Raw genomic sequence first — 14,424 nt, forward strand, 5'->3', positions numbered from 1 at the left:
CCACAGTATCAGGCATTGTCGGAGGTCGCGGATGTTCCCACACATGAAGCCGCATCCCCAAGCCACCAAACCCCGTGCCGTTCGGGGCGGGCGTCAGGCGATGGTGCCAGCCGGGGGAACTGTGGTCTATGCTTGTCAGTCAATCCACTTCCCGATAATTCACCCATGCCTGAAAAAGACACCGACAAACCCGGCTATCACCACATCCTCGCGGCCGTGGACCTGTCACCGGACGCCGACACGGTCGCCGGACGCGCCCTCGCGCTGGCCCACGAGTTCGACGCCCGTCTGACCATCCTCCATGTGACCGCCAATCTCATGGAAGAACCGGCCTACGAGTTCATGACCACCCTGCCGATGGATGTGGATATCCAGTCGGAGGTCGTAGCCCAGGCGAATCGCAGCCTGGAGGACCTGTGTCGCCGGCTGGGTGATGAGCATATCCACCACCTCGTGGAAGTGAACACCCCCAAGCACGGCATCCTGGACGTGGCCCAACGCGAAGAGGCGGACCTCATCGTGATGGGGAATCACGGGGTTCATGGCCTCGAACTGCTGCTCGGATCCACGGCCAACGGTGTATTGCACCACGCGCCCTGCGACATACTCGCCGTCAAGGTCGGCGGGTGACGTTGGAGGCACGGCGGTTTGGGCGCCAGGCCCCCGGCCGGTACGTGACCGCAAGCAGGGTGCAACGATACGCGCCACGACGACATCCCAAGGGGGTACCCGGGGGCCCCCTGCGCCCCTACCATTCGAACCCTTCCGCTCCTGGAGAACGCACGCGATGACGGACGAGAAAATTTACGAGATACCCGCAGCCACCGCCGCCCGCGCCCTCATCGATGAGGACAGATATCAGGCCATGTATCGCCAGTCCATCGAAGACCCCGAGGGCTTCTGGGCGGAGCAGGCCGAGGAGTTCGTGACGTGGTTCAAACCATGGGATCGAGTACTGGACTGGGACTATCACAAAGCCCATATCCGCTGGTTCGAGGGTGGCAAACTCAATGTGAGCTATAACTGCCTCGATCGGCATCTCGACACCCGCGGCGACCAGGTGGCCATCATCTGGGAAGGCGATGATCCGGAGGAAGACCGCAACATCACCTATCGCGAACTCCACCGGGAGGTCTGCAAGTTCGCCAACTGTCTCAAGGCCAAAGGCGTCGGGAAGGGCGACCGCGTCAGCATCTACATGCCCATGATCCCCGAGGCCGCCGTGGCGATGCTCGCCTGCACCCGTATCGGCGCCGTTCATTCCATCGTCTTCGGCGGCTTCTCCCCCGAGGCCCTAAAGGACCGCATCCAGGATTCGGAGTGCGGCGTGGTGATCACCGCGGACGAGGGCGTGAGGGGGGGGCGGCACGTCCCCCTGAAGGCCAATGCCGACAAGGCTGCGGACGCCAGTCCCTCGGTACACACCGTAGTGGTGGTGAAGCGCACGGGGGGAGACGTGGCCTGGCACCCTGGACGGGACGCCTGGTACCACGAACTGATGGCGGAGGCCTCCGAGGAGTGCCCGGCGGAGGAGATGGATGCCGAAGACCCGCTGTTCATCCTCTATACCTCGGGTTCCACCGGCAAGCCCAAGGGCGTGCTGCATACCACGGGCGGTTACCTGCTGTACGCGGCCATCACCCACAAATACGTATTCGATTACCAGGACGGCGACATCTACTGGTGCACCGCCGACGTCGGCTGGGTCACCGGACATACCTACATCGTCTACGGGCCGCTGGCCAACGGGGCGACGACCCTGATGTTCGAGGGCGTACCCACCTATCCGGATGGCAGCCGCTGCTGGCAGGTGGTGGACAAGCACAAGGTGAATATCTTCTACACCGCGCCGACGGCCATTCGCGCCCTCATGGGGCTGGGCGACGACCTGGTGAAGAAGACCTCCAGGGAGTCACTGCAGCTGCTGGGCTCCGTGGGCGAACCCATCAACCCGGAGGCCTGGGAATGGTACCACCGGGTGGTCGGGGACGACCGCTGCCCCATCGTGGACACCTGGTGGCAGACGGAGACCGGGGGCATTCTGATAACCCCCCTGCCCGGGGCCACCCGCCTCAAACCGGGTTCCGCCACCCAACCGTTCTTCGGCGTCCAGCCCGCCCTGGTGGACAACGAGGGCAACATCCTCGAGGGCGCCGCCTCGGGCAACCTCGTCATCACCCATCCCTGGCCCGGGCAGATGCGCACCGTCTACGGCGACCATGAGCGGTTCCTGAACACCTACTTCGCCAACTACCCGGGCATGTATTTCACCGGCGACGGTGCGCGGCGGGACACGGACGGCTACTGGTGGATCACTGGGCGGGTCGACGATGTCATCAACGTCTCTGGACACCGCATGGGAACGGCGGAGGTGGAAAGCGCCCTGGTGCTCCACGAGGCGGTGGCCGAGGCCGCGGTGGTGGGGTATCCCCACGACGTCAAGGGCCAGGGGATCTACGCCTATGTCACCCTGATGCAGGGGGTGGAAGCCACGGATGCACTGCGCAAGGAACTGGTGCAACTGGTACGCGCGGAGATCGGCGCCATCGCCAGCCCGGACGTCATCCAGTGGGCGCCCGGTCTGCCGAAGACCCGCTCCGGCAAGATCATGCGGCGCATCCTGCGCAAAATCGCCGCCAACGAGGTGGACAACCTGGGAGATACCAGCACCCTCGCCGACCCGAGCGTAGTGGACCATCTCATAGAGAACCGTGCCGCCAAATAATGGCGCCGTGCCGGGCCGCCGCCCCGGGGCGGCGGTTCAGGGTCCCTAAGGCCACTGACGAGAATTAGCTTGTCACTCTGATAGCCGCATCGAGCTTATCCGTAGTAGTCGCCAGATCGAAAGATGGCAAGTTAATTTCGATCAGACTCCTAAGGGCTCGCCGGGGCCGGGCCAGCGGCATCGGGGATACGCACATCCCCGGGGATGAGGGATCCCTCTTCGGAAAGCACGTCATCCAGTTCATCCCCCACATTCTGGGGAATGACGAAACGGAATCCGCGGGGCCTGCTGCCCGTCGCCGGTTCGCCGGCCCTATCCCGCGTCTCGGCCGCGCCGGAATGCCCCTCCCCGCTGCCGGTACCCCGCTTTTCCGGCACCGTGAAGCCAATCCCCTCGAGGGGACCCGCCGGTATGTGCTCGAAGGCCACACGCTCCACGGTCTCGAAATCATCCATGATGAGACGCGTGATCCGGGGAATGTCTCCCGCCGCCGCCCGGATGTCGTCGAGGAGCCGTCCAATCTGGCGCGGAGTGGCCTCGCCGGTGAAGGCGAAAATGGCCTCGTCACCGGTGTTCTCGTCCAGATTGAAAAAGGTCCCTTCCGGAGGGATCTCGACCACCGCCCCGGCCGGCACCTGCTTGCCGATATCCTCCTGCCGCCCGGGCAGCACCATGGAGGGATTCCCGCTGCTGCCGACGAACATCAGGTAGACCGGCGCCCGCTCCAGCACCTCGAGCCGTACCCTGAGCCCGTCGCCGGACCTGAGAACGGCCCCGTCGGTCACGGGGAAGATCACCTGGCTGCGGTCTTCGCGGATATGCCGTGCCTCCACGGACAAGTCGATATCGGTGGCCATCACCGGCGTGACGAAGACGGAACAGGACAGGCAAGCGGCGAGCAGGTAGGTTCGTAAATGGCACATAGGTTAATAATTCCTCAGGGCCCACCGCCAAAGGGCTGGCGTAACGGGGAAAGACCGGGGATCAAAACGGCCAGGCTGCCTGCGGAGGGTACCAGATGGCCCACCCGCACCTCATGGGGCTGCCGGAGCGTTTTCCAGAAGCCACCCCGGGCCCTGCGGGCGATGTATCCATACTTTAAGCAATTGATCACAATACCGGATGGATCTAAGCTTGACAGGAGTTGCCGGTTCTCATCAACAACCATTCTCTTCCACCGTCCCACGACTTTCATCGAGGCCAGATCGACCGAATGCGTCGCGCAATTATACTCGCCATCTCCACGGTCATCGTGGCGGCCGCCGTCACCGGTTGTAACAGCCCGTACCTGGACACCAAATCCAACAGGGACGCGGACTCTTTGGCCCGGATATTCCTAACCCGGGGCGAAACGGCCATCGCAGCCCTCAAAGACATGCTGCGTAACGTACCGCCCGGGGACACCCTAGACGTGCAGACGGCCATCACCCTGGAGACCGCGCGCCTACCCGCTGGTCAGGTATCGGATCGACGCACTTTCCAGCAGGAGGCCGATCGCCTGGAGCAACTGATAGCCAGGGGGGATCGTGACACCCCCACGGACAGCGCGGTGCTCGCTTACCTGGCCAACCTGGCCAATGGGCAGAGCGCGTCGGCATCGTACCTTTCCCAGGCCGAAGAAGAAGCCGTGCTGAAACTATGCGGCCCCGCCCACGAAGTGCTGGCCCATGCCTATGAAGAGCATGAGAGCCCTGCGCAACGCCTGCTCAGGCAATCATGCTTCACCTGGCTCATCGGCGATTCCGAAAAGTCTTTCGCCCTGTACTATCGGGCATCGTCCGCCAATCCCTCCGGGCGCGGCACGGCCGGAAGCAACGGCTTCGAAACATTCCTCACCCGCCTCGAGGCCGAGACGGGTATCGATCTCCTCGCTCACCGCCAACGGCTCGGGGCCGGTCCCGGGCTTGATCTGGTGGGGGCAGGCTATGGGGACACCCCGGGAACCACGAGAGTGCGACAGCTGTCCACTTCATTGGGCGCTCCCTGAAGGCGTTCAGCAATAATCTCTCTGGCCACATAAACGCACGGAAGTCTCAGATGACGAAGACACCCTATCTCGCCATTCCCCTCCTGATCTTCCAGCTCGGCGTCTCACCCTTGGCAACGGCCGATCGCCATGTCGATCCCCCGGTAGTGAGTCATGCGGTGCAGGGGGAATTCGACAACATCACCGGCAGCCTCAAGTTCGCGATTCAAAACCAGGGTTTGGTCCTGAGCGGCACATCCCATCTCCAGGAGATGTTAGAGCGCACGGCCACGGACCTTGGATATGAAAAGGGCATCTACCTGGACGCCATCTCCTACGAATTCTGCAGCGCCGACCTCGCTCACAAGATGTTCAATTCGGATCGTCGCAACGTGGCAACGTGCCCTATGACCATCGCCGCCTATGTACTTCCCGATGCCCCCGACACCGTGCAGCTAAGCTACCGCAACCCGGTTCTGGCGACGGAGGATGCCGAACTGGAAGGGGAGATCAGGGCCCTTTTCGAGGCCATCATCGAGGAGGCCACCGCGTGGTGAGCCATGCCGGCCACGACATTGCCGGGGCGGCGCCCCTGCCACCAGTCATCCCGCCGGAATCAAGTATGTGAGCGAACTGCCATCCCCCGTCGGGCCTCGCGACGGGGATGTCACCGAGCGCATCGCCAATGGGCTGCGCGAAAAGGGTTATTCCATCATCCTCGACGCGCTTCCACCACCCATTACGGAAGATCTCCTCAAGCGCATCATCGAACTCGAGCCCGGCGACTTCAAGCCCGCGGGCATAGGGCGACAAGGGGCCCTCCTTGTGAATCCCTTTGTGCGCCGGGATCACATCCTGTGGCTCGACGCGACGCACCCGGCGGACAGCGCTTACTTGATTTGGATGGAGACACTGCGCCAGGGTTTGAACCGCCGGCTCTTCCTCGGGCTGTTCGACTACGAATGCCATTTCGCCCATTACCCCCCCGGCGCGTTCTACAAGCGCCATCTCGATGCATTCAAAGGCGACACCAACCGCGTAGTGACCACGGTCCTGTATCTCAATCCCGGATGGACCGTGGCCGACGGCGGTGAACTGCGCCTGTACACCCTGAACGGAGACGAGATATCTCCTCGGATCCTGCCCGTATTCGGCACCCTGGTGGTATTCCTCAGCGCGGATTTCCCCCACGCCGTGGCCGTCGCGAACCGCCACCGCTACAGCGTGACGGGCTGGTTCCGGGTCAATACCCCCATGGATTGATGCAAGAGTTCCCCACGCCCCAAGAAGGCCCCGGGACCGCAATGGACCCGGCGTGTCGGTTGTGCGTCGGGCTGTAGGTCGGGCTGTGGGTCGGGCTGTAGGTCGGGCTTCAGCCCGACAGCCCGCCGGTGGGGATCTCTACCCGGCGCGCGGTGCATGCGGCGGGATCGGATGTCGGGATGAATCCCGACCTACATCCGTGCCCTAGGAACGTGCGGTGGTGGTGTGCCTGGCCGGATGTCGGGATGAATCCCGACCCACATGCGTGACCCGGGAACCGGCGGTGGTGGCGTACCTGTGGGTCGGTTGTAGGTCGGGCTGTAGGTCGGGCTTCAGCCCGACAGCCCGCCGGTGGGGATCCCTACCCGGCGTGGGGTGCATACGGCGGGATCGGATGTCGGGATGAATCCCGACCTACATCCGTGCCCTAGGAACGTGCGGTGGTGGTGTGCCTGGCCGGATGTCGGGATGAATCCCGACCCACATGCGTGACCCGGGAACCGGTGGTGGTGTATCTGGCCGGATGTCGGGATGAATCCCGACCTACAAAGGAGCCTCGCCATGCCCAAAGAAAAACCCCCGTGGTCGTATGCGACCACGGGGGTTTGGGTATAAAGCCTGGCAGTGACCTACTTTCGCATGGGGAGACCCCACACTATCATCGGCGCTGAGCAGTTTCACTTCCGAGTTCGGTATGGGGTCGGGTGGTTCCCACTCGCTATGGCCGCCAGGCAAACTTTGCTCCGTCAACACCTCTCGGTGTTGTCGAAAATTCGGATTGAAGTGATGAATGACGTCGGCAAAAGCCGCGTTCGTAGATACTCAAATTGTTTGAGTGTTATATGGTCAAGCCTCACGGGCAATTAGTACCGGTTAGCTTCACACATTACTGCGCGTTCACATCCGGCCTATCAACGTTGTAGTCTTCAACGGCCCTTCAGGGACCTCGAGGGTCCAGGGAGATCTCATCTTGAGGGGGGCTTCCCGCTTAGATGCTTTCAGCGGTTATCCTGTCCGTACATAGCTACCCGGCAGTGCCACTGGCGTGACAACCGGAACACCAGAGGTACGTCCACTCCGGTCCTCTCGTACTAGGAGCAGCTCCTCTCAAATCTCCAACGCCCACGGCAGATAGGGACCGAACTGTCTCACGACGTTCTAAACCCAGCTCGCGTACCACTTTAAATGGCGAACAGCCATACCCTTGGGACCGACTACAGCCCCAGGATGTGATGAGCCGACATCGAGGTGCCAAACACCGCCGTCGATATGAACTCTTGGGCGGTATCAGCCTGTTATCCCCGGAGTACCTTTTATCCGTTGAGCGATGGCCCTTCCATACAGAACCACCGGATCACTAAGACCTGCTTTCGCACCTGCTCGACGTGTCTGTCTCGCAGTCAAGCACCCTTTTGCCTTTACACTCAATGCGCGATTTCCGACCGCGCTGAGGGTACCTTCGTGCTCCTCCGTTACTCTTTGGGAGGAGACCGCCCCAGTCAAACTACCCACCATACACTGTCCCCGACCCGGATAACGGGCCTGGGTTAGAACCTCAAACATGCCAGGGTGGTATTTCAAGGTTGGCTCCACCGGAACTGGCGTCCCGGTTTCAAAGCCTCCCACCTATCCTACACAAACATGTTCAAAGTCCAGTGCAAAGCTGTAGTAAAGGTTCACGGGGTCTTTCCGTCTAGCCGCGGGTACACTGCATCTTCACAGCGATTTCAATTTCACTGAGTCTCGGGTGGAGACAGCGTGGCCATCGTTACGCCATTCGTGCAGGTCGGAACTTACCCGACAAGGAATTTCGCTACCTTAGGACCGTTATAGTTACGGCCGCCGTTTACCGGGGCTTCGATCAAGAGCTTCGCCGAAGCTAACCCCATCAATTAACCTTCCGGCACCGGGCAGGCGTCACACCCTATACTTCCTCTTACGAGTTTGCAGAGTGCTGTGTTTTTAATAAACAGTCGCAGCCACCTGGTCACTGCAACCCCCACCAGCTCCGAGAGCAAGTCTCTTCACCGGCAAGGGCACACCTTCTCCCGAAGTTACGGTGCTATTTTGCCTAGTTCCTTCACCCGAGTTCTCTCAAGCGCCTTGGGATTCTCACCCTGCCCACCTGTGTCGGTTTGGGGTACGGTTCAATGCCACCTGAAGCTTAGAGGCTTTTCCTGGAAGCATGGCATCAATCACTTCGCCCCCTATAGGGGCTCGTCATCGCTTCTCGGGATTGTGTCCCCGGATTTACCTAGGAACACTCCCTACAAGCTTGAACCGGGACAACCAACGCCCGGATGACCTAGCCTTCTTCGTCCCCCCATCGCAGTGGCACTAAGTACAGGAATATTAACCTGTTTCCCATCGACTACGCCTTTCGGCCTCGCCTTAGGGGCCGACTCACCCTGCGCCGATTAGCGTTGCGCAGGAAACCTTGGGCTTTCGGCGTGGGGGTTTTTCACCCCCATTATCGTTACTCATGTCAGCATTCGCACTTCCGATACCTCCAGCATGCCTTTCGACACACCTTCGCAGGCTTACGGAACGCTCCCCTACCATGCGTGCATTTCCTTAAATCCACTCCCTACCGGCCTCGACTTTGATGAACGCTTTGTTCGCGGCTACGCCGCTCACGCGCTCTTCGAGAACGAATGGATTTAAGTGAAATGCACGCATCCGCAGCTTCGGTACATAGCTTAGCCCCGTTACATCTTCCGCGCAGGCCGACTCGACCAGTGAGCTATTACGCTTTCTTTAAAGGATGGCTGCTTCTAAGCCAACCTCCTGGCTGTCTGTGCCTTCCCACATCGTTTCCCACTTAGCTATGATTTCGGGACCTTAGCTGGCGGTCTGGGTTGTTTCCCTCTTGACGACGGACGTTAGCACCCGCCGTCTGTCTCCCGTGATTGCACTCCTCGGTATTCGGAGTTTGCATGGGTTTGGTAAGCCGGGATGGCCCCCTAGCCCAAACAGTGCTCTACCCCCGAGGGTGAGACACGAGGCGCTACCTAAATAGCTTTCGGGGAGAACCAGCTATCTCCGGGCTTGATTAGCCTTTCACTCCGACCCACAGCTCATCCCCTCATTTTTCAACATAAGTGGGTTCGGGCCTCCAGCGGGAATTACCCCGCCTTCACCCTGGCCATGGGTAGATCGCCCGGTTTCGGGTCTACTCCCAGCGACTAAACGCCCTATTCAGACTCGGTTTCCCTACGCCTCCCCTAAACGGTTAAGCTTGCCACTGAGAAGTAAGTCGCTGACCCATTATACAAAAGGTACGCAGTCACCCCCGAAGGGGCTCCCACTGCTTGTACGCATACGGTTTCAGGTTCTATTTCACTCCCCTCACCGGGGTTCTTTTCGCCTTTCCCTCACGGTACTGGTTCACTATCGGTCGACAGGTAGTATTTAGCCTTGGAGGATGGTCCCCCCATGTTCAGACAGGATAACACGTGTCCCGTCCTACTCGATTTCACCTTTTTCGCTCTTTCGTGTACGGGGCTATCACCCACTATGGCGGTCCTTTCCAGAACCTTCCACTAGAACTCAAAGGCTTAAGGGCTGTTCCCCTTTCGCTCGCCGCTACTTAGGGAATATCTGTTGATATCTTTTCCTCCGGGTACTTAGATGTTTCAGTTCCCCGGGTTCGCCTCTGCACCCTATGTATTCAGGTACAGATACCCCGAAGGGTGGGTTTCCCCATTCGGAAATCTCCGGATCAAAGCCTATTTGCCGACTCCCCGAAGCTTATCGCAGGCTGTCACGTCCTTCATCGCCTCCTGTCGCCAAGGCATCCACCGTATGCGCTTTGTAACTTGACCATATAACCTCAAACAATCTGAAGTCACATGTTGCTGGTCCACGAATAACGACTTTCACCTTTGATGGAATGCTCGATACGGCATTCCATCGGCGCCATTCATACTTCATCCGAATTGTTAAAGAACCGCTTGATTTCAGGACCAAGCACTTAATCAACTGACTGCAATTGATTAACTGCAAAGAACTGCCTGGTGGAGCCAGGCGGGATCGAACCGCCGACCCTCTGCTTGCAAAGCAGATGCTCTCCCAGCTGAGCTATGGCCCCTGACATTGCTTTAATGGTGGGTCTGGGTGGATTTGAACCACCGACCTCACCCTTATCAGGGGTGCGCTCTAACCAACTGAGCTACAGACCCGAGCTCAACGGTATTGGGATTCAGACAATGTGTGTGGACACTTGCGCCGGAATCGGCACACTTTAATGAAAGGAGGTGATCCAGCCGCAGGTTCCCCTACGGCTACCTTGTTACGACTTCACCCCAGTCATGAACCACACCGTGGTAAGCGCCCTCCCGAAGGTTAGGCAACCTACTTCTGGTGCAGCCCACTCCCATGGTGTGACGGGCGGTGTGTACAAGGCCCGGGAACGTATTCACCGCGGCATTCTGATCCGCGATTACTAGCGATTCCGACTTCACGGAGTCGAGTTGCAGACTCCGATCCGGACTACGACCGGTTTTCTGGGATTAGCTTCCCCTCGCGGGTTCGCGACCCTCTGTACCGACCATTGTAGCACGTGTGTAGCCCAGCCCATAAGGGCCATGATGACTTGACGTCATCCCCACCTTCCTCCGGTTTGTCACCGGCAGTCTCCTTAGAGTTCCCACCATTATGTGCTGGCAACTAAGGACAAGGGTTGCGCTCGTTACGGGACTTAACCCAACATCTCACGACACGAGCTGACGACAGCCATGCAGCACCTGTCTCTCGGTTCCCGAAGGCACCAAGGCATCTCTGCCAAGTTCCGAGGATGTCAAGGGCTGGTAAGGTTCTTCGCGTTGCATCGAATTAAACCACATGCTCCACCGCTTGTGCGGGCCCCCGTCAATTCCTTTGAGTTTTAACCTTGCGGCCGTACTCCCCAGGCGGAGAACTTAACGCGTTAGCTGCGACACTAGAGGACAGATTCCCCCAACGTCTAGTTCTCATCGTTTAGGGCGTGGACTACCAGGGTATCTAATCCTGTTTGCTCCCCACGCTTTCGCGCCTCAGTGTCAGTATTGGTCCAGAGAGCCGCCTTCGCCACTGGTGTTCCTCCCGATATCTACGCATTTCACCGCTACACCGGGAATTCCACTCTCCTCTACCATACTCTAGCCCAGCAGTATCGAATGCAATTCCCAGGTTGAGCCCGGGGCTTTCACATCCGACTTACCAGACCACCTACGCGCCCTTTACGCCCAGTAATTCCGATTAACGCTCGCACCCTCCGTATTACCGCGGCTGCTGGCACGGAGTTAGCCGGTGCTTCTTCTGTGGGTACCGTCATAATCTTCCCCACTGAAAGTGCTTTACAACCCGCAGGCCTTCTTCACACACGCGGCATTGCTGGATCAGGCTTTCGCCCATTGTCCAAGATTCCCCACTGCTGCCTCCCGTAGGAGTCTGGGCCGTGTCTCAGTCCCAGTGTGACTGGTCGTCCTCTCAGACCAGTTACCGATCGCGGCCTTGGTGGGCCGTTACCCCACCAACAAGCTAATCGGACGCGGGCTCATCCAATAGTGACCGAAGTCTTTCCCCCGTAGGGCGTATGCGGTATTAGCCCGAGTTTCCTCGGGTTGTCCCCCACTACTGGGCAGATTCCCACGCGTTACTCACCCGTCCGCCACTCTACTCGCTCCCGAAGGAACTTTCGCGTTCGACTTGCATGTGTTAGGCATGCCGCCAGCGTTCAATCTGAGCCAGGATCAAACTCTTCAGTTCAAGCTTCTTGACCACCGAAGCGGTCTATTCGTAGCTCGACTTAAAGTACTTGACGTGTTACTGCTTGTGTTCAAGCACGTTATGTCGATAGGTCTTTCAGTGAAACCGACCGCCGACACAAGTGCCCACACAGATTGTCTGAATCCGAATTTTTAAAGAATCGCCGGAGAGGTCTTGCTCGCCGGTTGAGAAGCGGAATTGTCATCGAACTGCCATCCGCTTGTCAACTTGTTTCTTTCACAATGGCTGCTGAACTGCTGCTGCCGGTTGCGAAGAGGGGCGCATTATACGTGCCCCGGAAGCCCCGTCAACAACTATTTTCAAGAGGACTCCGACGCGTCCAGGACCTCCTTAATAAACGGTATGGTTACGCGCCGCTGAGAGGCCAGAGAACACCGGTCCAGCCGTTCCACCAACATCGCTAGATACCCGAGTTCCCGGCGCTCCCGGCTCAGCAGGTAGCCGAGGACATCGTCGGCCACGCGCATGCCCCGGCGCGCGGTCATGGCCCGCAGGATTTCCACCAACTCCTCGTCCGTGGGCGCCCGCAGGGGGATCCCGAGCCCCCCCACCAGCCGGGACAGCAGATCGGGCAGGCGGATCCCCAGGCCGCGCGGCGGTGAGCGACCCGCCATCACCACCAGCGCCCCCGCGGACTGGGCGCGGTTGAACAGATGAAACAGGGCCTCTTCCCAGGCGCCGTCGCCCGCCACCGTGCCGATATCGTCCAGGCACAGGGGCGTCCGGGATTCGAGGCCGTCCAACAGGCCCACCCCGTGGTGGGCGAGTTCGGCGAGGGGCAAGTATATGCCGGCCGCCGGCCCGCCGACGCAGGCGGCCTGCAGCAGATGGGTCTTGCCGCTACCCGCCGGCCCCCAGATATAGGCGACACCGGGCCGCGCCGCGATGACCAGGTCGTGGAGGATGGTTACGGCTTCACGGTTGCCGCCTGCCACGAAGGCCTCGAAGGTGGGAAAGTCGTCGGTCTTGAGGCCGAGGGCGAGTTGCCAGGCCACCGGACTAGTCCCCGCCCGCGGCCTGCCGCGCCTCGTCGGACCACACCCAGACGTAATGCAGGCCACTGACCAGGGTGGATGCGGCAACCAACCAGATCATCCCCGCCAATCCCCAGGGGGGCACGGCCAGTCCGGCGAGGGCGCCCACCACCACGACCAGCAACGCGACCTGCAGGGCCGTGTTGGCCTTGCTGAGGGGCGTCGGCGTCATCTCGATCTGATCGAACAAGTAATAGTAGACGGTGGCGCCGGCCATGATGACGACGTCCCGTCCCACCACCAGCAGCGTCAACCACAGGGGGATGTGCCCGAGATAGCCCAGGGTGATGTAACTGGCCATCATCAGGAGTTTGTCGGCCAGGGGGTCGAGGATCGCGCCCAACCTCGAGCGCCAGTCGAAGCGCCGCGCCAGATAGCCATCCAGGCCGTCGGTGATACCCGCCACCGCCATGATGACCATCGCCGTCAGGTGGTTTCCCCGCACCAGTTCCAGCATCGCCGGCGGTATCATCAGCATCCGTGCGATGGTCAGCGCATTAGGGATATGGCGCGGATTCACCGCGCCAGCTCGAACCACAGGTCCCCGTCGCCGGCGGGCAGGGGGCGCAGCACCTGGCCGAGGCCGAGGGTCTGCAGCAGCTGCTCCCGTGCCACCGTGGCGTTGATACGCACCGTCATGTCGGTACCGTCCAATACCCGCGGAGAGGCCTTCTCCACTGCATCCAGCCCCTCCAGATAGGCCATGAGGCGGCCGTAATCATCCACGGTCTCCAATCCCGACACATGCATGTCCATATGCCCCCTGGGGCCTGCCTTTCGGGGCACGGCGAAATCCCGTGCCAGCCACTGGGCCAGGCGATCGACGGCACGCCCCGCCTGGGCCTTGTGGTCGCCGTCGCGGAACCGCCATGCGCGTTCCGCCCCATCGCGGAGCAGGATCCATGCACTGACGTCCAGCCCCGATGCGTCCCGGTACAGGCGCCCCGTGAGCACGCCGTCGGCGCCGTAACGCCGGGATGCCTCCAGAATGGCCTCGGAGAAACCGCCCCACACGTCGGCGGCGTCCAACCCCGCCTGATCCTCCAGGTCGAACAGGGGAATCACCAGCGGCAGTCCGCGCTCCCGGGCGCGCGCCTCCAGGGCCCGCCACAGCCCGGGGCGATCGGAAGGCGTGGCCAGCCGGCGCGACGACCCGGCTTCCATCGCGAGCCACACCAGGGTTGCCGGTCGTACCCTGCCCCACACGGGCAGGCCGGCATTCCGCAGCAGGCGGTCCACCGCGTCCTTGTCGAACTCCACGTCGAGGCCGAGGGTCCGGAGGGCCTTACCCGAGGTCGGCGCGGACCGGGGCAGGGACTCATAGCGATACTGCTGAACGTAACCCACCGGATCGTCGATGGCGCCATCCAGGCGCTCGCGCAGAGTCTCCGCGGGCTGGCCCGATACCTTCACCAGCACCATGAACAGGGCATCCTTCAGCGCTCTGCGCCGCTCGGCCACATCCTGGCTGTCCACGGGCGCGACGGCGCGATACAGATGGACCACCTCCACCCCCGCACCGACGGCAATCTGTGGCACCGCGCTGAACCACGCGACCAGCAGTGCGGACAACAGGATTCTTTTCATGCCTCTCAACCTGGGATGTGGGCGGTAGGGTATGGCGGGACGCCGCTCAAGCTAGGGGCAGACCGCCGGCAAGTCAAGGT

General features: G+C 60.9%; 9 protein-coding genes, 2 tRNA genes and 3 rRNA genes. 5 read left to right on the top strand and 9 right to left on the bottom strand.

Annotation, left to right across the window (positions count from 1 at the left end; genetic code table 11):
• Positions 1–165 precede the first annotated feature (165 nt).
• Positions 166–630, top strand: a complete 465-nt coding sequence (locus U5S82_05790) for a universal stress protein (protein MDZ7751169.1) — start codon at positions 166–168, stop codon at positions 628–630.
• 157 nt (positions 631–787) lie between these two features.
• Complete coding sequence (gene acs / locus U5S82_05795) at positions 788–2,725, top strand: acetate--CoA ligase (protein MDZ7751170.1); 1,938 nt, start codon at positions 788–790, stop codon at positions 2,723–2,725.
• 149 nt (positions 2,726–2,874) lie between these two features.
• Here the strand turns inward: acs and U5S82_05800 are convergent, their stop codons facing one another.
• Positions 2,875–3,648 carry a DUF4384 domain-containing protein gene (locus tag U5S82_05800; GenBank protein ID MDZ7751171.1) on the bottom strand — a complete coding sequence of 258 codons (774 nt, stop codon included), beginning with the start codon at positions 3,646–3,648 and terminating at the stop codon, positions 2,875–2,877.
• 290 nt (positions 3,649–3,938) lie between these two features.
• Between U5S82_05800 and U5S82_05805 the strand changes: the two genes are divergently transcribed.
• The 3 genes from U5S82_05805 (at position 3,939) to U5S82_05815 (ending at position 5,954) form a co-directional block, all read left to right on the top strand.
• Complete coding sequence (locus U5S82_05805) at positions 3,939–4,712, top strand: hypothetical protein (GenBank protein ID MDZ7751172.1); 774 nt, start codon at positions 3,939–3,941, stop codon at positions 4,710–4,712.
• Positions 4,713–4,762: 50 nt separating this feature from the next.
• Positions 4,763–5,248: a hypothetical protein gene (locus U5S82_05810; protein MDZ7751173.1), complete on the top strand. Its 486-nt coding sequence runs from the start codon at positions 4,763–4,765 to the stop codon at positions 5,246–5,248.
• Between the two features lie 67 nt (positions 5,249–5,315).
• The gene (locus tag U5S82_05815) at positions 5,316–5,954 is read left to right on the top strand and encodes a 2OG-Fe(II) oxygenase (GenBank protein MDZ7751174.1); all 639 of its coding nucleotides are present in this window, start codon (positions 5,316–5,318) and stop codon (positions 5,952–5,954) included.
• Between the two features lie 616 nt (positions 5,955–6,570).
• Here U5S82_05815 and rrf read toward each other — a convergent pair.
• From rrf to U5S82_05855, 8 genes are all read right to left on the bottom strand, one after another.
• A 5S ribosomal RNA gene (rrf, locus tag U5S82_05820) occupies positions 6,571–6,686 on the bottom strand.
• 110 nt (positions 6,687–6,796) lie between these two features.
• A 23S ribosomal RNA gene (locus U5S82_05825) occupies positions 6,797–9,778 on the bottom strand.
• A 190-nt stretch (positions 9,779–9,968) separates the two neighbouring features.
• Positions 9,969–10,044 (bottom strand) — tRNA-Ala (locus U5S82_05830).
• Positions 10,045–10,058: 14 nt separating this feature from the next.
• Positions 10,059–10,135, bottom strand: a tRNA-Ile gene (locus U5S82_05835).
• A 68-nt stretch (positions 10,136–10,203) separates the two neighbouring features.
• Positions 10,204–11,702 (bottom strand): 16S ribosomal RNA (locus U5S82_05840).
• The 16S, 23S and 5S rRNA genes sit together here with 2 tRNA genes alongside, the layout of an rRNA operon.
• Before the next feature lie 320 nt (positions 11,703–12,022).
• Positions 12,023–12,718, bottom strand: a complete 696-nt coding sequence (hda, locus tag U5S82_05845; GenBank protein ID MDZ7751175.1) for a DnaA regulatory inactivator Hda — start codon at positions 12,716–12,718, stop codon at positions 12,023–12,025.
• Between the two features lie 4 nt (positions 12,719–12,722).
• On the bottom strand, positions 12,723–13,295 hold the full coding sequence (locus tag U5S82_05850) for a CDP-alcohol phosphatidyltransferase family protein (GenBank protein MDZ7751176.1): 573 nt from the start codon (positions 13,293–13,295) through the stop codon (positions 12,723–12,725).
• The gene (locus tag U5S82_05855) at positions 13,274–14,344 is read right to left on the bottom strand and encodes a DUF2066 domain-containing protein (protein ID MDZ7751177.1); all 1,071 of its coding nucleotides are present in this window, start codon (positions 14,342–14,344) and stop codon (positions 13,274–13,276) included. The genes U5S82_05850 and U5S82_05855 overlap by 22 nt, the downstream gene beginning before the upstream one ends.
• Positions 14,345–14,424 lie beyond the last annotated feature (80 nt).

This window comes from Gammaproteobacteria bacterium, from assembly GCA_034522055.1.
Taxonomy (GTDB): domain Bacteria; phylum Pseudomonadota; class Gammaproteobacteria; order JAABTG01; family JAABTG01; genus JAABTG01.